At 60.4% G+C, this 21,690-nt stretch carries 14 protein-coding genes; 8 read left to right on the top strand and 6 right to left on the bottom strand.

The window, feature by feature from the left end; genetic code table 11:
• Positions 1–51: 51 nt before the first annotated feature.
• Positions 52–930: an endonuclease NucS domain-containing protein gene (locus ACNSN4_RS05805; RefSeq protein ID WP_418284834.1), complete on the top strand. Its 879-nt coding sequence runs from the start codon at positions 52–54 to the stop codon at positions 928–930.
• Positions 931–943: 13 nt separating this feature from the next.
• Here ACNSN4_RS05805 and ACNSN4_RS05800 read toward each other — a convergent pair whose 3' ends face one another.
• The 6 genes from ACNSN4_RS05800 to ACNSN4_RS05775 are packed head-to-tail and all read right to left on the bottom strand — an operon-like array spanning position 944 to position 10,541.
• Positions 944–3,679 carry a DEAD/DEAH box helicase gene (locus tag ACNSN4_RS05800; RefSeq protein ID WP_418284832.1) on the bottom strand — a complete coding sequence of 912 codons (2,736 nt, stop codon included), beginning with the start codon at positions 3,677–3,679 and terminating at the stop codon, positions 944–946.
• A gap of 2 nt (positions 3,680–3,681) precedes the next feature.
• A complete protein-coding gene (locus tag ACNSN4_RS05795) occupies positions 3,682–5,229 on the bottom strand; it encodes a ribonuclease H-like domain-containing protein (protein ID WP_418284831.1) in 1,548 nt (515 codons plus the stop codon).
• A 9-nt stretch (positions 5,230–5,238) separates the two neighbouring features.
• Positions 5,239–7,848 (bottom strand): Piwi domain-containing protein, encoded by a 2,610-nt coding sequence (locus ACNSN4_RS05790; protein WP_418284830.1) that lies wholly within the window; start codon positions 7,846–7,848, stop codon positions 5,239–5,241.
• Positions 7,845–8,711: a DUF2797 domain-containing protein gene (locus ACNSN4_RS05785; RefSeq protein WP_418284829.1), complete on the bottom strand. Its 867-nt coding sequence runs from the start codon at positions 8,709–8,711 to the stop codon at positions 7,845–7,847. The genes ACNSN4_RS05790 and ACNSN4_RS05785 overlap by 4 nt, the downstream gene beginning before the upstream one ends.
• A complete protein-coding gene (locus tag ACNSN4_RS05780) occupies positions 8,708–9,427 on the bottom strand; it encodes a hypothetical protein (RefSeq protein WP_418284828.1) in 720 nt (239 codons plus the stop codon). Before ACNSN4_RS05780 ends, ACNSN4_RS05785 begins: the two co-directional genes overlap by 4 nt.
• Entirely contained in the window at positions 9,420–10,541 is a 1,122-nt protein-coding gene (locus tag ACNSN4_RS05775) for an ArsR/SmtB family transcription factor (RefSeq protein WP_418284827.1), read from the bottom strand. Before ACNSN4_RS05775 ends, ACNSN4_RS05780 begins: the two co-directional genes overlap by 8 nt.
• Before the next feature lie 81 nt (positions 10,542–10,622).
• Between ACNSN4_RS05775 and ACNSN4_RS05770 the strand changes: the two genes are divergently transcribed.
• The 7 genes from ACNSN4_RS05770 (at position 10,623) to ACNSN4_RS05740 (ending at position 21,670) form a co-directional block, all read left to right on the top strand.
• On the top strand, positions 10,623–12,131 hold the full coding sequence (locus ACNSN4_RS05770; protein WP_418284826.1) for a metallophosphoesterase family protein: 1,509 nt from the start codon (positions 10,623–10,625) through the stop codon (positions 12,129–12,131).
• Positions 12,128–14,839 (top strand): AAA family ATPase, encoded by a 2,712-nt coding sequence (locus tag ACNSN4_RS05765; RefSeq protein ID WP_418284825.1) that lies wholly within the window; start codon positions 12,128–12,130, stop codon positions 14,837–14,839. The genes ACNSN4_RS05770 and ACNSN4_RS05765 overlap by 4 nt, the downstream gene beginning before the upstream one ends.
• The gene (locus tag ACNSN4_RS05760) at positions 14,839–16,104 is read left to right on the top strand and encodes a DNA double-strand break repair nuclease NurA (protein WP_418284824.1); all 1,266 of its coding nucleotides are present in this window, start codon (positions 14,839–14,841) and stop codon (positions 16,102–16,104) included. Before ACNSN4_RS05765 ends, ACNSN4_RS05760 begins: the two co-directional genes overlap by 1 nt.
• A 73-nt stretch (positions 16,105–16,177) precedes the next feature.
• On the top strand, positions 16,178–16,843 hold the full coding sequence (locus ACNSN4_RS05755) for a DUF8166 family protein (RefSeq protein ID WP_418284823.1): 666 nt from the start codon (positions 16,178–16,180) through the stop codon (positions 16,841–16,843).
• Positions 16,843–18,486 carry an ATP-binding protein gene (locus ACNSN4_RS05750; RefSeq protein ID WP_418284822.1) on the top strand — a complete coding sequence of 548 codons (1,644 nt, stop codon included), beginning with the start codon at positions 16,843–16,845 and terminating at the stop codon, positions 18,484–18,486. Before ACNSN4_RS05755 ends, ACNSN4_RS05750 begins: the two co-directional genes overlap by 1 nt.
• A gap of 102 nt (positions 18,487–18,588) precedes the next feature.
• Positions 18,589–20,880, top strand: coding sequence for an Aq_aa27 family P-loop NTPase (locus tag ACNSN4_RS05745; protein WP_418284821.1), 2,292 nt, complete (start codon positions 18,589–18,591; stop codon positions 20,878–20,880).
• Positions 20,881–21,076: 196 nt separating this feature from the next.
• Positions 21,077–21,670 carry a class I SAM-dependent methyltransferase gene (locus ACNSN4_RS05740; RefSeq protein ID WP_418284985.1) on the top strand — a complete coding sequence of 198 codons (594 nt, stop codon included), beginning with the start codon at positions 21,077–21,079 and terminating at the stop codon, positions 21,668–21,670.
• The last annotated feature ends 20 nt before the right edge of the window (positions 21,671–21,690 follow it).

Raw genomic sequence — 21,690 nt, 5'->3', positions numbered from 1 at the left:
TCGGATGTCTGTACATTCACATTTAAATGAGTTCTACAAGTTCTTCGCGCTATGGCAAACCAAGAGAACAATTGGTGGCGGATGACTGCCGGCCATGGTGGGTCGTTAGCTATTGATTGGCTTGAACAGGACATTGTCACGGTCGGGTGGGCACGCTCGGTTGGTGATTTCCGGGATCAAAGCGCAGAGGAGATTGTAGAGAAAAGCAAGGACGCAGGTGCTGGCCGTCAAGTGGCCCGTTTTCTGGGGAAAACAAAACGGGGAGATGGAATGCGCGAAGGCGACACGGTGATCGTCTATGCACCGAATCCGAAGGGGCTGGTAGTGGGCGTTGGTGAGGTCAGTGAGCCAGAATACGTAAAGCATCCCAACCTCCCGTTCGATGACCATCGATATCATCGTACTGTCAGATGGTATGACTGGGGCACTCCAGTATCCAAGGACGAACTACCCTCTAACTGCCCTCAAGTCTATACGCCAGCTACGTTGGCTAGCTTTGGTGGTTCCCGAGAGGATCTCAAAGCGGTGGTGAATCGAGCACCAGAGATTCCGACCGAGGAAATTGAATCGACGATCTCGCTAGAATCATCGGAGGACGATATGCATGTTTGGGCGATGAGGAATCTTCAGAAAATAGATAGCGGTCTCACGGTTACAGAGCATGAATCTCCGATTCCTGTTGGTGATATCGATGTCCTAGCGGAAGATTCGGATGGTTGGGTAGTTGTCGAGCTGAAAAAGGGCGAGGCAGGCGATAATGCAGTTGGTCAGATCAAGGGATATATGAATGATTTGAAGCGGGAGACTCAGGAGGAGGTGCGTGGTATCTTGATTGCGGAGGATTTCTCTACACGGGTGAAGCGGGCAGTAGCGGACGACAATGTCGATTTGTACCGATTGAAACTCAATCCTAGTCTGGAAGCGACGTAATCCGAATCCTGTTTCAGGAGTAGAAGACGACGGGGCGGCGGTCGCCGCCGTGTTCGTCGTCGGGGAGGTGCTCGGCGAGGTCTTCTCGCTCTTCTGCGCCGAGGAGTTGGTTGAGGACGTCGATGGCGGAGGCGCGGAGGAGGGGTTTGTTGTCGTTGCCGCAGTTTTCGTCGAAGGTGCAGGCGGGGCAGCCGTTGGGTTGGCCGCAGTTGCAGTCGCGGAGTTGGTCGCGGGCGCGTTCGGCGAGCGCTTCGAAGTTCTCGTAGATGGCGCGGGCGAAGCCGAGGCCGCCGTCGACGCCGTCGTAGATGAACCAGCCGGATGCGGTGCGGCCGGTGAGTTCCTGGGTGCGTTGTTCGAGGGCGTGGGTAGCGGCTTCGAAGGAGTCGCCGATGGAGTCGGTGATGTCGTCGTATTCAGGATGGCTGTAGTGGGTGTCCATGACGAGCGTGGCGAGGCCGCCGAGGTCGTTCTTGTCGACGCGGAGTTCGAGCGGGGCGGTTTGGATGGTGGCGTGTTCGGCGGCGTGGAGCCCGGCGATGTATCCGAGGTGGGCGATCCCAGTGTTTTCTGGATCGACGCCGGTTTCGATGCCGTAGTCCTGGTATTTGCGGACGAGGGCGGTTTCGACGTCTTCGGGGACTTCGACCCAGCAGAGCTGCGTGTCCATCAGGATCGGCGGAGTTTCCGTCGGGATCGCCTGTTGTTTCGGGTCGCTGTTGCCGATGTAGAGTTGGTCGTAGGAGTGGTGGTGGACGAGGACGGTGCCGCGGCCGAAGTGGAGAGTGAAGCCGTTGACCTCGCGGGATTCTTCGGATTCGGCGTCGAGGACGTTGACCTTGTTGCGGGTGCGAGTGTAGTACTCGCAATCAACTGGTTTGAGTTCGATGATGGGTTGCGGGCGGTCCTCGTCCATGTTGACGACTTCGAACTGCTGACCGTTCTGGAGGCGGACTGCGCCTTCGTGGTAGTCGCGGTACGCGCGGTTCTGTTCGATTGGTTCTAAGTCCAGATCGTCGGGGAGGCCCCATTTGTCGCGGTCGACGTCGTCTGCGAGTTGGAGGCGGTAGTCGGTGCCGGTGGTGCCGTACAGGTTGACGCGTGTCTGTGGCCGGCTTGGGCCGGAGTAGTGGACGGCGGCGTCGAGGTAGCCGTCTACAAACCCGGCTTCGCGCCACATCTTCACGGCGGCGCGAAGCCGGTCTTCGTCGGCGAACGTGTCGATGTCTGATTCGTCGAGGGCGATTTCGTCGGTGGCGGCGAGGACGTGGGTTGCGAAGACGGAGTTGTTCGAGGTGTCCACGACGGCGTCTTCGACGTCGTTTTCGAGGAGGTACTCGGGGTGGGTGAGGATGTACTGGTCGAGGGTTCGGTGGTCGCCGACGAGGACGGCGACGCTGCGGCTGGCTTCGCGGCCGGCGCGACCGATGCGTTGCCAGAAGGACTGCCGCTGGCCGGGGTAGCCCATGAGGACGGTCGCATCGAGGCTGCCGATGTCGATGCCGAGTTCGAGCGCGGAGGTCGTGGCGAGCCCGGTGAGGACACCGGTTTTGAACTGGTGTTCACGGGAGTGCCGCGTGCGGCGACCGAGCCCGGCGTTGTACGCCTCTCTCCCCACGGTGGTCGAACGGTCGTATTCCCGAGGGTTGGTCCGCCGATGCTCGTCTGCGCGTTGGATGCTGAGCTCGGTGAGTTTGCGGCTCTCGCAGAACAGTAATGTGCGGATGTCGCGTGAGGTCAGGTGGTTGAAGACTTTCGGCGCTTCGACGCTGGCCGGAACGCGCTCGGCGACGAACTCCTCATCGTCTTCTGCTTCTGAGTCAGCTCCGTCGTCGATGTCGATATCGAATGACTCCTCGTCGGGCGTGGAGTCCCGGGTTTTGTCGCGCGGCGGGGGGTTCCAGAGGATGACGTCGCGTGGGCCGTGGGGTGAGCCGTCGTCGTCGATGACGGTCACGGGAGCGTTGATGAGTTCCTCGGAGTGGTCGCGGGGGTTGCCGATTGTGGCGGAGGTGAGGACGTACTGTGGGTTACCGCCCCAGTAGTCGGCGACGCGTTGCATCCGGCGGAGGATCCACGCGACGTGCATCCCTTCGATGCCGGTGTACGTGTGGGATTCGTCGATGGCGATGAGGTCGAGGGCACTGTAGAAGCGGCTCCACTTGTCGTGGTGTTCGAGGTAGACGTTAAGCCCGGCGAAGTTCGTGAGGATGACGTCGGCTTGCTCGCGGATGGCACGCCGCCCGTCTGTGACGTCCCCGTCGTAGATCTCGACGCGGATGTCTAACCCGAGTTGCTCGTACAGGTCATCGAGGGCCTCCTGCTGGTCTTTGGTGAGCGCCTTCATCGGGTACACACACAGCGCGGTTGACGCGTCGTTGTGGTCGGCGGCTCTCGTTCCATCGGGGTTGAGGACGCCGGCGTCGAGGAGGTTCCGTGCGATGTGCAGGCCGTAAATGTGGGTTTTCCCGCTGGAGGTAGAGGTCGTGACGGCGACGTTGTCACCTGTTTCGAGTGCGTTGAGGGCGTCGGCTTGGTGGCTGAACAGGTCGTACGGGTACGGGTCGGCGAGTTCCGGGCGGAGAACCTCCGCGGTCGGTGTCGTGTCTGCGGGTTCCGCGGGGAGCTCGATGGTTTCGATGTACTCTGAGTCCGAGGTGAGGCTGACACGTGGGAACGTGTCGATGATGGTGTCGGCGTCAACGTCGGTGCGAGCGGTCGCGTCGGTTGAGGTGGTGTTGTCACTCATTGTTAGAAGTCGGTGAGCCCGGTTTGCTGGCCGGTTGCGCCGCCGGTGCCGCTGTCGGTCATGTCGCGGCGTGTGGCGTTCGTGATGGCTTGGTAGACGTGCCAGAGCGCTCGGCAGTCGTCTTCACAGTACGTCTTGTGACGGTCCCAATCCAGTTCGGCTGCTGGGGAGTCGGGGTTCCGCATGAATTCCTGGTATGCGGTTGCGGTTTGCGCACCGGTCAGTCCGGTCCCTGCGGAGTCGTGACCGAGTGCGCGAGCGACGTGATCGAGTTTGTTGGTTCGTCCGGGGAGCAGGGCGTTCCCGTCGCGGACTGCCCACTTGTACAGGTCGTACGTCCAGATGTCGTCCCAGGCTTCGACGTATTCTGGGAGGTGCTGTTCGAGGAACTGCGTGATGTGGCGGTAGTCGAAGTTGTACCCGTTCCACGTCAGTACGGTCCGGTCTCGGTGGTTGGCGATGAACCACGTGATGAAGGCTTCGAGGACTGGTTTCGGATCCTTCGGCTGTTGCTTTTCGATGAACGCTTGGTAGGTGTCGGTCGCCGGGTCGTAGACGCCGAACTGCCAGATGATGGTGGGTGACAGGCCATCGGTTTCGATGTCGAGACAGAGCGGCGGGCGGTCGTCACGGGTCTTGACTGGTGTCTTGTTCGTGAGGACGATTGGCTCGCCAGTGTCGATAACGTCGGCGTGGGCGTGGATTTTCTCGGCGGTTGTCTGTCCGATTCCGGGTAGGTCGGTGAGGGTACTGACGGCGAGGTTCTGGACATCGGTCGTGGTTTGACAGCCCTGTGTGCGGAGTCGCTGGGCGGTGGACTGCCCGACGCCGTTCAATGCTCTGAGTCCGAACTGGTCGGCGTCGACAGCTTCTGCGGCGATAGTCCCGCGAGGGGTGCAGGTGTACTGTGCGAACATCGCACCACCGTGCTCTGTCGCCCCGAGTCCAGCCATCGGGACGGTGACTGACGAGTGCTCGTACGGCACCTCCCATTCGTGGTAGTACTCTGCTGGTTGCCCGCCGGCGAGGACCGTGACTGGTTCCGGAGCCGTGGCCGTGATCGCCGCCAACTGCTCGGCGTGCGGCAGGGTTGTCGAGAGGGTCGTTGTATCCCACTCGACAGTGAGTTCGGGGACGAACAGGAACGTCGCCGCTTCGGAGCCGGTCTGTCGCTCACCCGATGTCAGTTGGGTCTGGAGGCGAGGGAGGATGTCCTCTGTTTGGACGGCGAGGATGTCTATCGTCTCGGGTGGTGGGGCGGCGTCGGGGGCTTCGTGAACACCGGCGTCAGGGGTGTACCGGTAGTGGTGGACGCGGTCACTGCCGCGACCGAGTTGTGGATGCAGGACGGGGATGTCTGGGGCGGCGTCACGGGCGGTGGCTTCTGCGGTCGGGGTTCGTGGCCCCGGGATTGTGATGAGTCCTGGAGTGAAGTACTGGACGGCGTCCCGGACCGCGGGCTGTGACACGCGGTCGAGCGTCGCTGCGGGGAGTGTCAGGAACTCCAGAGGCCCATCGCCGTCCGTGGTCCAGTCAGTATCGCCTGTCATGGGTGGTTGTTAGATGAACCCGATTTTGTCGCGGAGTTTGTTCGTCGGGGGGAGGTGCTTGCGAGCGGCAGCGGCGCTTGCCAGGTCGGCGTACATCGTCGTGATGGGGAGGCGTGCGGTGGCGTTCGATGCGCCGATGTGGGCTTGTGACAGGAGGTACGTTTGTGCGGCTAACGTCTCGATGGACGTCTCGCCGTGGACGCGTTCGACGGTTATGGGCTGAGGGAGACCGGTGCCTTCTCTGCTGGCGAGAGTTTCGGGTTCGCCGAACGTGGCGACGATTGCTTTGGGGAGGTCCTCGTAGATTGCTGCCGTTGCTTTCTGCGGTGTGTCGAAGTGCGCACCGCTGTATTTCAGGATGCGGGCCGGGGCTTGCTTTCGGATCTCGACGACGTCGTACGCGACATCGAGTTCGGAGAGGAATGTCTCGACGGCGCTGAGGTCTTCGTTGGCGAAGCCATCCCGGTGGATCGTGATGTGGTTCGGGTACCGGTCGTACCGGGTTCGGAACCCCATCACGGCCTGTTTGACGATCTCTTTGAGTTCCTTCGGTGGGATCTTCTCCCCGGACTGCGGTCGGGACGAGGTGTACCCGAGGACGGCCCCGTCAGCGTGGATCGCGGTGGTTGCGGCGGCGAGATGGATGTGGTTCCCGTCGGCTGATTCGTCGTACTGGTGGGTGACGTCGATGCCGAGGTGGAGTTCAGAGTCACCAGGCAACGCGCGCTCGATGGTGAACGGGATGCCGCCGGCAGCGGCGACCAGTCCGAGGGCGATGTTGATGATCGTGAAGGGCTCGTCGAGCGTCGCTTCGTGGGCGAACTGGCTGTTGAGGTCTTTCGTGGCAAGGACCTTCTTCACCTCGTCGTAGACACGCCCCGGTTCAACCGTGTCGAAATGCCTGGTGTTCTTCGGCGGGAGTGTGCAGAACACGGCGTCGTAGTCGTTATCGTCCGGGATTTCAGCGGCGAGTTCCATGCTGAGCTGGTCGGCCGACATCGTCGCGTCGAAGGTGACCTCTTCGACCTCGTCTGGCGGGGCCCCGATCTGTTCGAGCTTGCTTTCGAGCCTGGACCAGCCCCGTTGGATCCGGTCGTCCCGTTTTTCCATCCGGATGTGGCACACGCGGAAGGGATCCGGTGCCTCGTACACGCCGAGGCGGGTAACGTCGCTCGGGTGTGTCCCGGTCTGCCCGTTACTGAACTGGAGCACGTGTGCTTCCGGGTCGAAGAGTCCCTGAACGGAGATGTTCTCATCGCCGAGCAGCGGGTCGGATTCGAACTCGATGGTGTGCCCGTCGAACTGGAGTGGGCCGAGCTGTTCGACGAAGCTCTCTGCGTTCGAGATGCACTGCTGCGCTGACAGGCGTGTATTGAGCCGCTGTTTCTCCGCGAAGTCCGGTGCGAATCGAGAGAGGTTCTCAGGGTGCCCTTGGAGTGCGAGGAGTTCTGGTGGGAACGCCATCTCGGTTCCATCGCCGCGCTGACGGACTGTCCAGATGACTTCTCGGTCTGCGTTCTCGATCTCGTCGACTTTCGCTGGATCGACCCAGGGCTCTTCGCGGTGATACTGGACGAGACTCTTGTTGCCCTCGATGTGGAGCTTGTCGGTGACGGTTTCTGGGCCGACGCCGATGACGTACAACCCCCTGTCTCGGTAGGAGGGTGTCACCCGGAGTCCCGGATGGATCTCGTCGTCGTCAAGCTGGTCGAGTGTCCGGTCGGAGAGGATCCGGTGGCGGTAATCGACGTGTAGGTAGGCGGCACGCGAGGGGAGCACCTCGACGGTGAGGTTATACCGCTCGTGCAGGCGGAACCCCTCTTTCTCGATCACCGGGTCGATCTCCAGGACCTTGTCGATGCCGTGGATATCGTACTGGTCGCGTTTCGCGTTCTTCAGGACTTCACCGAGCATTTCGCCCAGGATCTCCCGGTCGTCCGCGTCCGCGTAGATGACCGGTCGAGTGCCGACCTCGTTGATCTCGAAGCGAGGCAGGTCCACGCGTTCGTGCGCGAGTTTCACCAGGGACACGAGCTTGAACGCGCTGCCGACAACGACGGGTGTCACATCGAGTTGCTGCCGGACTTTGCGGCGTGCTTTGTACGTCGCGCGGAGCGTGTTCTGCCCTGAGGGTCGGTATCCTTGCTTCGGAACGAGTTCGTACTCGTAGACGCCGTACTCCGGCAGGTCAGCTGTGGCGCGGAACGTCGTGAGGCCGTGGTCGCCGCTGTCGGCGGACGTGTCGGGGGTTTCGGCGAGCCCGTCTTCGAGGGCTTCCTCGGTGGTCGGGGGACCCTCCAGTTCGAGGAGTTGTGCATCGCTCTGGACGGTGAGGTTCTGGTATTTCGTCCCGTCGTTGCCTTCGTCGATATCGTACTCGACAGCGGTGATGAGGTACGTGGCTCCTCTGTCGTAGTCTTCGTCGTAGATCTCCGCTGGTGCGGAGTTCTTCCACATCGTGATGGTTCGGTCGTCACCACCGCCGTCTGTGAATTTCAAGTTGCGGCGTGGGTACTGACCTTCATTCTCGAAGACTGCGTCGAGGGTGAAGCGGACAGCGTAGGTGTCTCCGACCGGTACGTCGTTGAGTGAGTTCTCGTCGAGGTTGACTGGTTTCATTGTGCGGCCTCCGTTGCTGGGAGACATTCTGCAGGCGCTTCGACCGTGACCTGTTTCCCTTGCAGCTGGTCGAAGTTCACAACAGCGTCCTTGGTCGCTAGAATCTGACCCCGGACACCGAGCACCTCTGACTGTAGTCCTTCGTCCACGGTGATGTTCGGGAGGGTGCTGACAGTCGCATCGTCCCCGGCGAAGTGAGCGGGGATTCGAACAATTCGGTCATCGAGAGCGGTCTCGTCGTTGGGAACCGTCGAGAACGATTCTAGCGGCCCTGTGAGGACATCGCGGCACAACTTGACGGCGTCCATGAGTGCGTGTTTCGGCTCGTCCAGCGGGTCGTACCACTCCTTCGTCGATGCTGTCGACACAACGGCTTCCAACGCGTCCTCGACGGTACCAGCGACGCGCCGGTTCGGTGTTCGAGCGACGATCATGCCGTGCGTCGCGCCCTGTTCCGCCCAGCGACTCACAGCGCGATCTGCTTGCGTGATGCCTGCCTTCACCTTGTCTTTGGCGACGAGGTAGACGACGAAGTTGTGCGCACACGACCGTCGTTTGAACGCCGGGAACGGGCAGTCCTGATACGTACAGGATGTTCCGGGCGTGTAGACGCATTGTTGGAAAGGTGGCTTCGACTGGCACTCCTCACAAGGAGAGGCGTCAGCTCGGTCACCGCAGTGCTGGCACCGGAATCCGGGCTGGACGTCGATGCGAATCTCTTCTCCGACGAGTCCGGCGAGGTCAATCGGGCCGTCCGTGTCAGCGAGGTACAGTCTGGGTTTCCCCCGCGACCAGGAGACCATCGTTGGGTGACCACTCACGGTCGCCCGAGAGTCCAATTCGGTCGGTTGCTGACTCGTCATTTGTACCCTCCGAGAGTACCCTGGAAGTCAGACGGACTCCTGTACGGGTCGATGATTTCGTCGGTCAGGTACCGCATCGCCTCTGCCTGGACCGCCATCTCGATCTCGCGGCCGTAGAGGGTGATGCGACCGGTGTCGTCGAACCCGACTTCGACCGCGATGTTCCGGTTCGGGAGGTCGACACGCACTTGTTCGAATGTGTCCCCGAAGTACTGCTCCCACCAGTCCGTCTCCCGCAGGTCACCACGGTCTTGCGCTGAGACGTAGTCCGGTCGTTCGCGTTTGTTCGGGCTGACATCGACACGTTGGACGCGGCTGGATTCCTCGATGACTGTCCGAAGATCCTCTTCGTCGAACTCCACGGTCTCGAATTTCACGTCCTCATCGAGAACCGCCGCGAGTGCCGTGAGAATCTCCTGTTCGACCTCTTTCGTTGCTTTTGCGATGGCAACGTACCCGTTCTGGAGGAAGATGACCGCGTACCGGTCGGCGCGCTTCGTTTGCTCGGTACCTTCGAGCGTGGTCAGGTCGTAGTACGCCTCACGACCGTATTCCGCCCAGCAGATCCCGTCTGCTCCCACGTTGAACGTCTGTGGAAGCATTCCGCTGCGAAGGTCGGCGTCCGAGTGGAATGCCGAGGTGGCCTCGATCCCGGCCTGGATTGCTTCCGTGTCGATGCTCTCGTCGCGTAGTGGCACAATCTTGTAGCTAGCCATCGAACTCGGCCTCCTGGTTGATTCGTCGTTGGATGAACGGTTCCAGCGTCTCGGTCACACGATAGAACGCGCGCCGACCCTCTCGGTCGCGTTCGACAAACCCCCCGTCGCTGAGCTCCCGGAGGTGATAGGAGATGGTCGATTTGTCTCGGTGGAGCTCCTCGACCAGCGTGCCCGGTTGGACACCTCGGTCATTTGGCAGCTGGAGGATCTGTTTCAACACCGTGAGCTTCGACTCCGAGAGGTCTTGGACGCGAGCGCTCGCATCGACCAAGTGGAGCCGGTCGGCAGCCGAGTTCGTGGCTGCGACGTCCCCTGGCTCCAGTTCTTTCCGAAAGGCCTCCTGAAGCGACTCCAGGGCCAGGGTGTGAATCAACCGCGGAATCCCCTCGCTTAGCTCGTGGATACGGTCCACGGTTTCCGACGGGAGTGTAAATTCGTTCTCGGAGAGCACCTCGAAGATGATTCTCAGCGTCTCGTCGGTGTCTTTGCGGGGGAACGCATCGAGGTGGAGTTCGTTCGAGGGCGGGAGGGCGTCTTGGATGCGCCCTCGGTTGACGCCCCATCGTTCGGGCGTCCAGGTCGTCACGAATAGACCGCTGTCCACGGCGTCCCGGAGCTCGTTGAGTGAGGTTTCGATTCGTTTGTCTAGGCCGCAATCATCGATGCAGATGATTGGGGTTTCGAGTCCGGTCAGGTTGTGAGCTACCTCATCGAGGAGGAACCCGTCGTCGGTCTTCTTACCGAGGTCCTTTGCGTCGATGAGCTTCGTACCGATGTCCGCGGAGAGTTCCGTGAGAAACGAGACCACCGTGTGGAGTAACTGCGTCTTCCCGATCCCGGACGGCCCGATCACAGGCGTGTGATAGACCTCCTGTTGCCGGGTTACAAAACCCGCGTACTCACCGACTTTGTCAAGCGCGTCCTCGTGGTTGACCGCTTTCTCAGGGTGTTCACGGAAGAACGCTGTGAGTTGGTCACGGGTGGCTAGTTCTGGTTGGAACTCGTGATCGGACAACCAGACGTCGTAGCTCCCGACGCGCCCCTGTTGGCCGCGTTCGAAGGCTTCTCGGAAGCGGTTTTTCTTGTCTTCGTCGTCGTTACCTGGCTCCATCAGTTCCAACGCCTCAAACTATCCAAGTCAGGCAAAACTATTAAAACCTATTGGTTAGATGGACTGTACGTGGAAGCCACCATGTTAACGCTGACTCACATCGCCGATACGCACCTCGGCCACCGACAGTACGGGTTGAAACAACGAGAGGACGACATGGTGTCAACGACACGCGCGGCACTGCAAGAGATGGTCAACGAGCGCGACACGGACGCCATCCTGCTCCCCGGGGACCTATTTCACTCCCGGGACCTCCGCCCGAAAGTCCTCGACCAGGTCGAACGAGAGCTCAGCCGAATACCGGACGACGTGCCGGTGTTGGTGTCCCGAGGGAACCACGACGAGAACCTGACCCCGCGCGAGGTGACGTGGCTCAATTACCTGCACCGGCGCGGCCACATCGTATTTCTGAAAGCCGATCTGGAGGCTGACTCGGAGACCGCTCGCTTCGAACCGTACGACCCGGAGAAACCCGGTGATTGCGCTGGATTCTACGACATCGAGGTTGCGGCGTTCGACGGCCCGGTTCGAGTATTCGGGCTCCAGTGGCGAGGCGCGCGGACCGGACAAGCGTTGCAACAGGTGGCACACGGGATTCAAGCGACGAACGACGAGCACGGCGAACCGGCAGCGACCGTGTTACTGGCACACTTCGGCATGGAGGACGAGGTTCCGACGCTCGGCGGGACGGTGACCCACGCCGAACTCCGTAACGTGAAAGAGCACGTGGACTACCTCGCACTCGGGCACATTCACAAGCGGTACGATGCTGCTGGGTGGATCTACAACCCTGGATCCCCAGAAGCCCACAACACGCGCGAGGGTCACCACGACTGGGAGCACGGCTACCATTCGGTCGCGTTGACGGCCACCAAAGACGAGGCCGAGAACGCGGTCGAGTACGAGGTGGACCACCACCCGACCAAGCGGCGGCCGTACTGCCGGGTCGAGTTCGATGTCACGGAGTACGACTCGCCAAGCGAACTCGAAGCCGGGTTCCAGGACCACGTCCGCGGGGAACAATCACGGATTGATGAGTACTGTCGAAAAGAGGAGTTCACGGTGCAGGGCGACCCCAGAGCGCCGATCATCGACCTGCGGTTCAGCGGCACGTTACAATTCAGCCGCGGGGATTTCCGGACGGACGAACTCGCGGAGTGGGCGAAAAACGATTGCGAGGCCCTCTACGTGCAGGTGAACACGGGGATCCGGACGGCAGACGTCCAGCAATTGATCTCGGAAATCGACGAGGACGAGGTCTTTCAGGATGGCCGGTTGAACACGGCGGCGCTGGAACACCGCGTGTTCGAGACGATAGCGAAGGAATCCATCTACGACGAACAGGCCGAAGACGTCGCCGACGTTCTGGGTAATGCACACCAGATGGCGCAGGCCGAAGAGGCAGTCGAAGACATCCGCGAGTCCGTGAGTTCCGCACGGCGAGACCTGTTCCCGGAGATGGCTGACGATGTAGTGCTCGACATCGATGAGGATCCGTTCTCGGACACGGATGCTGCCGGCGAGATGGAGTCGGATACTGGTGAACCGGGCGGAGAGGCCGACGATGAGGCGGAGGTGATGCAACAATGAAGATTGTCGAGGTCGCGTTAGAGGACATCAAGTCGTACGAAGGGCGGACAGTCGTACCGATTGAGGGTGGTGTGACGGCGATCCTCGGTGAGAACGGCGCGGGGAAATCGACAATTCAGGAAGCGATTGGCTTCACGCTGTTCGATTCGCTGCCGTTCAACAACAAGGACTTCGTGCGCGAGGGCGCGAGTTCCGGAACTGTCGAGGTCACATTCGAACAGGAAACCTCGGAAGGCCGGCAGCGCTTCCGAGTGACGCGCTCCGCTGGTCGGTCGAACTACGGTGTGCACCGCTACGATGCCGAAGGCGACGAGTGGATCGACCAGGACATCGATTCAAAATCCCAGCTCGTCAAGTGGCTGTGCGCCCGGTTCGACGTCGAAGACAAAGACGAGCTGCAGAGCCTGTGGGAATCGTGCATTGGCGTACCGCAGACGCGGTTCCTCTCTGACTTCGCGCAACGACCCGCCAGTCGGAAGGCGACGTTCGATGCCCTGCTGAACCTAGACGCGTACGAAGAGTCCTGGAATCGGCTCAAGGACATCCCGGACACGATTGAGAAGGAGGAACAGAAGCTCCGTGAAGAGATTGCAGGGCTCACGAGTACGGTACAGGACCTGCCAGACGAGCGGGCGAAAGCGGAATCGCTGACTGACGAGGTCGAAGCCATCGAGGCGAAGATCGGCCGGAAGTCCGACGAGCTGGAAGAGAAAGAAGCGGAGTACGAAGAGTTAGAGGCCGTCCAGGACGAAATCGACAGCCTCGAACAGGAAGTCCGGTCACAAGAGCAAGAGATCGAGGCGACCGAGGGAGAGCTGGACACCGCAGAGAAGGAGCTTCGCGCTGCCAAGAAGGCACAGGAAAAGTGTGAGGAGAACCGTGAGGGGTATCAGCGGCACGAGGATGCCAGTGAGCGGCTGGATGTGCTGGAGGAACGAGAGAGCGAACGAGACGCGCTTGCTGAGCGGAAAGCCGAGCAGAAACAGGAGGTCTCGTCGGTCGAATTCGAGGTGAACCAGCTCGAAGACGACTTAGAGACGCTGCAATCGGCCCGAGAGACACTGGAGGCGCGCGAGGACGAGAAACAGAGATACGAAGAACTCGACGAGAAGATCAACTCGCTACGGCAACGTGAGGGCGAGGTCGAGGAACTGCAGGACCGAATCCACGAGCTCGCCGGAGACATCGAGGAGAAGCAAGAGAAGGTTGAGTCGCTCGAAGCGAAAGTCGAGGCCATCGAGGAAGAGTGGGAGGCGACGACGCATCCGGAAGAACTCGACGATGAGATTAACGAGCGGAAGGCGCGGCGGCAGCAACTGATGGGTGAACGGGAACGGCTTGAAGAGCAGTTGGAGCGGTTACGAGATACGGATGTGGATGCGCCGTGTCCAACGTGTGATCGGCCTCTGAAAGAGGAGCACCGGTCGGACGCAATCGACCAGCGCGAAGAACGGATCGAAGCCATCGAGACAGAGCGTGGGGAGCTCAGCGAGGAACTCTCCGATTTACGCGACCGCCGGGAGGGGGCCAGAGACGTCAAGCGCCGCGCCGACAAGCTCCCGGTTCACCGTGAGAAAATCGAGTCGTTGGAAGCAGAGATCGAGGACCTCCAGTCAGAGAAGTCGGAGACGGAGGAGACGCTAGAGGACCTCGAAGAGGAACTGGCGGAACTGCCAGCGCTCGAAGCAGAGCGAGAGGAACTGCAGGAAGCGTATGACGAGTACGAGACTGCGGAGTTCCGAGTGCAGGAGCACGCGGACGTCCCTGACGGATTAGAGGAGAAGCGTGCAGAGCTTGATGCTGCCAACTCGAAGTTGGAGGACGTCAACGACGAGTTGGCGGAATACGAGGGGCTGGACGAGAAACTGGCCGAGGTCAAGGAGACACTGGAGGAAACCGAGTCGGCGTACCAGACGTACATCAAGCACGAACAGCAGGCTTCGCAGGTAGAGGAACGGCAACAGGCCGTCGACGAGACTGAAGAGGAACTGGCCGACCTCAAAGAGGCCCTCGGTGAGACGGAAGCCGAACTCGAAGAGACGAAGGCAGCGTTCGACGAGGAACGGCTGCAGACGCTTGACTCGGACATCGAGGACCTCAAAGGCGAGATACAGCGGGCGAAAGGATCTCTGGGTGAGAAGAAAGAGAGCCTCCGCGAGGCACGTGAGGAGATCGAGCGTCTGGAGGCGAAGCTAGAGGAGCGCCAGGAGACGCTCCAGCAGTTGAAGGAGTTGAAAGCCGATCAGCAGTTCGCGGGATGGGTCCGGGAGAACGTTCGGGAGGCCGGGCCGAAGATGCGAGAGATCATCACCGACCGGATCGGGGCGCGGGCCAACGAACTGTTCCGGACGATCCGCGGTGCGTCTGCCGAGACGCTTGAGTGGACGAGTGACTACGAGATCGTCGTTCACGACGCGGACGTGACGAAATCGTTCTCGACGCTGAGCGGTGGTGAGAAGATGGCAGCCGCGCTTGCCGTACGGCTCGCCATCCTCGAACAGCTCGCATCGGTTGGTGTCGCGTTCTTGGACGAACCGACGGCGAACCTCGACCGGGAGAAGAAACGTAATCTGGTCTCGCAGCTGAAGCAACTGGATAGTTTCGAGCAGCTCACCGTCATCAGTCACGACGAGACGTTCGATTCGATGACGGACTACACCATCTCGGTGACGAAAGACCGGCAGACGTCGGAGGTGACGGTGAATTAATGCCGATTGACAAACGCGGGGTCGCCACTGAGTTAGAGGCCAACGTCGAGACGATAGAAGCGTACCTGGAAGACGACTCTGGAATCGTCGAACGCTACCAGGACGCGTTCCAGCGCCTCCCTGACGAGTGGACGAGCGAGGAGATACGAGCGGCCTTACAGGACGTGTCGTATCCGGGCGCGTACCCGGAAGACGCGTTCGATGACGCGACCAGCATCATCGTCCCGCACGAAGCGAGTGACGAGTGGGAAAATCACGAGGAGGTCAACGAGTGGGCACGGAGCATCGTCCGCGACATCCCCGTGATGGCCGTCGACGGATCCCAGTTACCGCCGACGACGCAATTCAACGTTCCTCTCGCGTACGTCCAGTCGGCGTGGGCGGTGAATCACCACCACGCAGAGGGGCGGCTCGACCGAGGTGTCGAGGGTCGGTTGCTCACCCCTGACGAAGTGACGCAGGAATCGGACGACGGCGACTATCGGTTCGTCGATTCGCAACTCGTCGGCCATCACCGCTTCGAACACGAGGGGCAACTCCTCATCGACCAGCTGTCGGAACTGGCCGCGGCTCGTGACGCGGGCGATATCGAACACACGCCAGTAGTGTTCTACGACGGGCCGTTGATCGCGTCGTTTGCGAACCCGTTGAAGCCAGAAACCCGAGAACGATACCTCTCGACGCTGAGCCGAGTGATTGCGGCGAGTCAGCATCACGAGATCCCGCTGGTGGGGTACGTTGCTGGGTCGAGCGCAACGGAGCTTGTGAAGATGACGCGGCTTCTCTGGCGTGAGGAGTTCGAAGATGATCGCGTCATCCCGGACGCGCACGTGCTGACAGAGTTGATGAGCCCTTGGGGTGACACGACAATCCCGTTCATTTCCAAACGCGACGGGAGTATCGACGCCTTACAAGCGACCTACGAGGGAGCGTCGTACGAGTTCCGCGACGACATTCTGTTCTCGTACCTGAACGTGCCGCCAGGAGCTGGGCTTGACCGTATCGAGTTCCCTGGGTGGCTGTGCCGCAGCGACGGCCCGGACGGGTACGAGTCGATGTACGAGTACACCGTCGAGATCGTTCGCGCAGAGGCCGGTATCGGGCGCGGGTATCCAGAGATTCTCCAGCAGGTGGACAGCGATGCGGTGCTGGATCACCAGGACCGCCAGCAGTTCTATCGAGTCGTGCAGCGCTGGGCCGAATCGAACGACGTCCCGTTGGAATGGAACGCCAAAGCACTCAGCAAGGAACTCCGCCGCCGATGACGAACGCCATCACCACCAAGACGACTGACGCACCGCTCGCTCGACCACCACGCAGCACTACAGAGGTGACCCTATGACAGAACCAGCGACAGACTCGGACAGCCCGAACCTCGATTCGTGTGTCCGGATTGGAAGCATCGTTTCCTCGAACAGCCATCTCGACTACGTCGTCGAGATCTTCAAAGAACGAGACTGTGACCGGCCGCCAGAGCTCCACGAGCGGGAGTTCGGGCAACCCGTGTTCATCAAGAAAGTCATCGACGGCACGGAACACGCGGTCATGGGCGTCATTTACGACACGAAACTCGTCGACCCTGACCAAGGCCGCACTGGCCCGCGGTTAGCCCAAGACGATCAAGCCCAGTTCACGCCCGGGTATATCGAGGAGCGAACGACCCTCGCAGGCGTCGCGTTACTCGGGACAGCCGTCATCACCGACGACGGAACGATTACGGATCCAACGCACCGGATGCCACGGTGGACCTTAGAGGTCGACGACACCGTCTACCAGTGCCCGGACGAGGTGACTGTCTCCTTCCACACCGTCGACGACCAGATCCAACTGGCCTACCTCGACCGGCTCGTCGATATCGCGGGTGACCTCGGCTCGGAAGTCATTGTCGCCCTCATCGACCGACTCCGGGGGATGCTCCCCGAGGATGACCCGAACCAGCGGGTGCTGGACGTGGTGGAACAAAACATCGAGTGGCAGGCGCACGAGCGCCGGGGGGTGGTCTGATGTCCCGGAAGCAATCGGTCGTCGGCACCGTCGCCGGGCCTGGAGAGGATCCGAACGAGTTCGTCTTCGTCACTCCTGCGGACAAATCCATCAAAACCGGGGAGTTCATCACCTATACGGTCGCCGTCGATGGGGAGAACCGGTCGGTGCTCGCCCGCGTGACGAATCGCGAATTGATTCGCGGGCTCCCGGACGGCTTCCTCGCGGACCCTGAAGTCGGTCCAGATACCGTCGCAGCAACGCTCGGCGTGCAGACCGACGACACCGAACTGTACCGACTCAGGGCGACGGTCATCGGGTACTACGACACCGATATGACCACGTTCGCCAACCCGCGACAGCTCCCGTCCCCGGGAACGCCGTTATCGATTGCACCGGATCAGCAACTCGAAACCGTCCTTCCGAACCTCGGGTGCGAGACGGACAGCGCAGACGTAACCGAACTGGACGGAACTGCGTACCTGGGGTGGCTATTGAATCGGTCGCCCGAAGCGACGAACATCCACGTCCCGATCAAGGAATTCGCCTCGACGCACCTGGCGATTCTCGCATCCACGGGCAGCGGGAAATCGTACACAGCGTCCGTGTTGATTGAAGAGATGATGCGCCCAAGCACCCGTGCATCCCTGCTCGTGTTCGACCCGCATGGTGAGTACGATACTCTCGCGGAAATGCAGGGCCGAGAAGCGTTCCAGGGAGAGGACGGATACGAACCAGACGTCGTCTACTACGATCCCGAGCGGCTTCGCGTTCGCATTTCCGAGCTGAACATCAGCGACGTCATGGCCATCTTGGACAACCCGAGCAACCGGATGCAAGAGCGGCTGTCGACGGCATGGCGCGCGATGCAGCGACAGGAGAGTCGGACGTGGGGCGTCGATGAGCTCATCGCTCAGATGCACCGGATTTACGACGAGGATGACGCGAGTGTCGGTGCACTGGAGTGGCGGCTCCGCCGGTCGATAGAGCGAAACGATCTCTTCCACCCCGAAGACAACGTCCCGCTGGACGAGATCGTAGACCCGGGGCAGTGTACCGTTCTGCAGATGGATACGCTGGACCGGTGGAACCAGCAACTCATCACCACCGTGTTGCTGCGGCGAATGTACCGAGAACGTCTCGATGCCGTCCGAGACCGAGACTCTCAAATCGATCACCCGATCTTCGCGCTGTTCGAGGAGGGCCACCGATTCGCACCGGCGTCGGGTGACGCTCCCTCGCTCGATATCATGCGCACAATCACGTCCGAGGGGCGCAAGTTCGGCTTCGGACTGGGCATCATCAGTCAACGCCCATCGAAAATCGACCAGGACGTACTCTCTCAGTGCGGGACGCAAATCTCGATGCAGATCCAGAACCCGAACGACCAAGACGCGATCAAGAAATCCGTCGAGGCGGCGGGTGAAGATGTCCTCCGCGAGTTGCCCGGCCTGACGCCCGGGCAAGCGGTCGTCTCTGGAGATGCAATGAACACGCCAGCGCTGATTCAAGTACGGCGTCGACGCACACCCCACGGTGCCGGGAGCCGGGACGTCATTGAGGAATGGCGCGAGGCCCACGACCAACAACAGCGTGAACCTACTCACTCGGAGTCTGCCGACTTCGGTGAAGGAGATTCGACGGGGGTACAGAGTCTTGATTGAGCGAGATCGGCGGTTCGAGACAGCCACTGTGGAGCGTGAGTGTCGTCGAGACACCGTGAGAAGAACGAGCGTCCAACTTATCAGGTAAACACAGTCAGGACAATGGATGAGATAACAGCGAAGATTTCGTTCGACAAGTACGCAGATATGCCGGAATTCTACGGTTCCGGTGAGGCGGGGTATCGATTGGTGATGGTGAAAAAGCGAGAAGACTTTCTCGACCTGTTCGAGGGAGCTCGCCACGTAGATGCGGTGACGTACGCTGAGACGCCGGAACTGATGGTTCGGATGCTGACCGAGTACGACATCGATTCGCTCGACGTGCTGGTCGGGAATGCGAACGACTACGCGAATCAGGTCAACGATGTCTCGACCGCGCGGTCGCTCGTTCAGCTCCGGCAGGACGAGCGGCTGACTGTCCGACTGAAGAATCGGAAGATCGTCCACTCAAAGATGTACCGTATCGTCATGCCGGACGATACGGTGAAGCTCGTTCATGGGTCCGCGAATCTGTCCGTCAACTCGTGGGAGTACCATACGAACCAGATCTCGATAATCACTACTGAGGTCGGGACGGAGCTTGATGAGGAGTTTGCAGCGTTTATCGACGAGTACCGTGACCGGTACAGTAGCCAGACGCTTCTTGATGGCCTGGTCGAAGCCATCGAAGACGCAGATACTCCTGAAGAGCGCGAAAACCGCATCGAGTACTGGGTCGGGGCAGGAGATCTAGACGTGAGCGATACGGCTGCGCTCAATCAAGATGCGACGGAGGATCTGAAGGAGATCGCAGATCGGGTAACAGCAGCGGTCGAAGACCCTGAGGAAGCGGATGAAACAGTCGCATTCGTCGATGAACCGGAGAAGGCCGACCGGACGGTCGTCAAACCAGATGGGTCGGGTGACGACGATGAAGCTGATCCGAACGACCCTTCGGAAGCAGAGGACGACAGCGAGGACTCCCCCGATGTGGGGCTCGTTGAGTCAGACCACGAAACAGCCCTTACTGAAACGTTAGACCGGCCTCGGGTTCGGACGCCGGAGAAGAAAATCCGAATGGGGACCAGTAAAGTGGACAGAGACGTCGCCGACGAGTTCAGCTCTACGCTCCGTTCCCGCGGTGCGACTGTCGAGGATCATAGTATCACAGCGCCGCTGAGCGCCTACAACAATCAGGTTCGGGAATCAACGGAAATCCCTACGATGTCCGTCGTCCCTGAAGCCGAGCAGGTGATCATCGGCGATAATGAGGACCTGATTTTAGTCGCTACGGATCCGCCGACCCCGGAGGTTCTGGACCATTGTCTCGATACTATCGAGTCCTATGTCGAGACGGTGGAAAACCACGGGTACACCCAGACACCGACCGCCGTAATGGCCCAGATGTACGAAGCGTTCCTCTACGGTTTCTGGGCTCCGTTCGCCAACCAGTACGCTGAGGCGCTCTCATCTCCGTCGCGGACCCTCGACAACGTCCTGCAGCACCTGTATATCGAAGGGAACAGCGACGCTGGGAAAGACAAACTCACTGAATACATTCTCCGGCTGGTTTCGGACAACACCGTCATTTCCGGAGTCGATGCGGACGACGTGGGTGTTGATGAGATTCGCGGGGTTCGGGAGTGGGACACCTGTTTCCCGTACGCTATTATCGACGCGGAGAAGGGCAAGATCGAGGGGTGGAGCCCGATCCGGAACTACTGGGGTGATTGGACGCCGACCAGTGTCGATCAGCCGTGTCTGATTTTCACGACCAACGATTCACTGCCGAAATCGGAGTTCCGGAACCGAATGAAGATCCTCAGTATGGACGTGTCGTTCCCCTCGAATCCAGAAGATCCGGGGTTCCATGCGGCGCAAGACGATCTCGCAGAAGTGTTAGAGCGGGAAAATCCGATTTTCAGCTACGTGGCTCGCCGGATGCTAGCAGAGCAGCCGTGGACCGAAGGTAATGGCACCGTGGAAGACGTCCGCCAGATCTTCTGTGATTTCTACGAGGAGGCTGGTCGGGAACCCCCGGAGTACTTCCCTGCAGAAGAGCCAGCGGAGCAGATGTACGATACGGGGAGGCTCAAATGGCAGCGCGACATCCAAGGTGGTCGTGTCGAGTTCGAATCGGAACCCGATGGGATGAACGCTGACTTCGACCGCGAAGATTGGGAGGTCTACGACTACGAGAAACGCCTAGACAAGCGGTTCATGTCTGACAAATCCGGGACGAGTGTCTACATCGGTGCACCGGAAGACTTCGCTGAGTGGGTCGGCTACTCGGTAGACGAGCTCCTTGACGGACCAGCAGAAAATGGTGAGGTCACCGACCAGCCGGCAGAATCAGACGTAACTCCCGACGAAACAGACTCACCTGGCTTCTTCCGGCGACTACTCGGTAGCTGATCTCACGGTCAATGCTTCACACCAATGAGCGGGAGGGCAGACCGTACCTAACCGCTTTTTTCACCTATCCTTGTTGAAACTTTCCGCCGGTGATCGGTTTCAGCAGTCTTGCTGAATACAGCGCGCGAATCGCTCGTACGTGTCAGCAATAATTCTTGAGACCCTTATCTGTCATCACAGCCTATTCGCTGTATCAATGACAAACACGGAACACGAGTACCACGGCTACACCCCGATGGATTACGATGCGGACAGCGAGACAGACGAGGTGTACCAGCGGTGCCTATCATATCTGCTCACGCACGCACCCATCAAGCGTGAGGATACCGTGGTCGATATCGGGACGGGCACCGGTATCGTCGCGCTCGAACTTGCGTCTACGTGTGACCACGTGATCGGGCGGGATATCTACGACGAGTGGCTCCAGTACGCCCGTGAGAAGGCTGCAGGGCGCGGCATCGAGAACGTCTCGTTCGACCACGGGTCGTTCCGTGAACCGAACGTTGACGAATCAGTCGATGTCGTCGTTGCGAGTTACGCGCTGTATATGGCCTACGATGAGGGAGGCGAGGACGAATTACGCGCCGCCGTCGACGGTCTCGCGGCGTTGAATCCGCGGTGTGTCGTGGTGGCCGACAAGATGTGCTTCGGGCCGACGCAGACCCAGAGTGACTACGAAACGCTGCCACGGATGGGAACGGTCGCCAATCTCCTCGCAGACGCAGGCTTCACGCTCACCGATGTCGAAATCATCACCGAGTCGGCCGGTGTGCTCATCGCCACCCGATAGCGCAATATCAGCGGTAATCT

Origin of the sequence: Halorubrum marinum, assembly GCF_048381195.1 — an archaeon.
In the GTDB taxonomy this organism is placed as follows: Archaea; Halobacteriota; Halobacteria; order Halobacteriales; family Haloferacaceae; genus Halorubrum.
This window is presented reverse-complemented; position numbering and strand designations above follow the sequence as displayed.

What these genes read in the sequence shown, in the direction of transcription:
- ACNSN4_RS05800 (WP_418284832.1), bottom strand. Translation starts at nt 3,679, where the DNA reads ATGAGTGACAACACCACCTCAACCGACGCGACCGCTCGCACCGACGTT.
- ACNSN4_RS05775 (WP_418284827.1), bottom strand. Translation starts at nt 10,541, where the DNA reads ATGGAGCCAGGTAACGACGACGAAGACAAGAAAAACCGCTTCCGAGAA.
- ACNSN4_RS05805 (WP_418284834.1), top strand. Translation starts at nt 52, where the DNA reads ATGGCAAACCAAGAGAACAATTGGTGGCGGATGACTGCCGGCCATGGT.
- ACNSN4_RS05790 (WP_418284830.1), bottom strand. Translation starts at nt 7,848, where the DNA reads ATGAAACCAGTCAACCTCGACGAGAACTCACTCAACGACGTACCGGTC.
- ACNSN4_RS05760 (WP_418284824.1), top strand. Translation starts at nt 14,839, where the DNA reads ATGCCGATTGACAAACGCGGGGTCGCCACTGAGTTAGAGGCCAACGTC.
- ACNSN4_RS05795 (WP_418284831.1), bottom strand. Translation starts at nt 5,229, where the DNA reads ATGACAGGCGATACTGACTGGACCACGGACGGCGATGGGCCTCTGGAG.
- ACNSN4_RS05755 (WP_418284823.1), top strand. Translation starts at nt 16,178, where the DNA reads ATGACAGAACCAGCGACAGACTCGGACAGCCCGAACCTCGATTCGTGT.
- ACNSN4_RS05740 (WP_418284985.1), top strand. Translation starts at nt 21,077, where the DNA reads ATGACAAACACGGAACACGAGTACCACGGCTACACCCCGATGGATTAC.
- ACNSN4_RS05780 (WP_418284828.1), bottom strand. Translation starts at nt 9,427, where the DNA reads ATGGCTAGCTACAAGATTGTGCCACTACGCGACGAGAGCATCGACACG.
- ACNSN4_RS05785 (WP_418284829.1), bottom strand. Translation starts at nt 8,711, where the DNA reads ATGACGAGTCAGCAACCGACCGAATTGGACTCTCGGGCGACCGTGAGT.
- ACNSN4_RS05745 (WP_418284821.1), top strand. Translation starts at nt 18,589, where the DNA reads ATGGATGAGATAACAGCGAAGATTTCGTTCGACAAGTACGCAGATATG.
- ACNSN4_RS05770 (WP_418284826.1), top strand. Translation starts at nt 10,623, where the DNA reads ATGTTAACGCTGACTCACATCGCCGATACGCACCTCGGCCACCGACAG.
- ACNSN4_RS05765 (WP_418284825.1), top strand. Translation starts at nt 12,128, where the DNA reads ATGAAGATTGTCGAGGTCGCGTTAGAGGACATCAAGTCGTACGAAGGG.
- ACNSN4_RS05750 (WP_418284822.1), top strand. Translation starts at nt 16,843, where the DNA reads ATGTCCCGGAAGCAATCGGTCGTCGGCACCGTCGCCGGGCCTGGAGAG.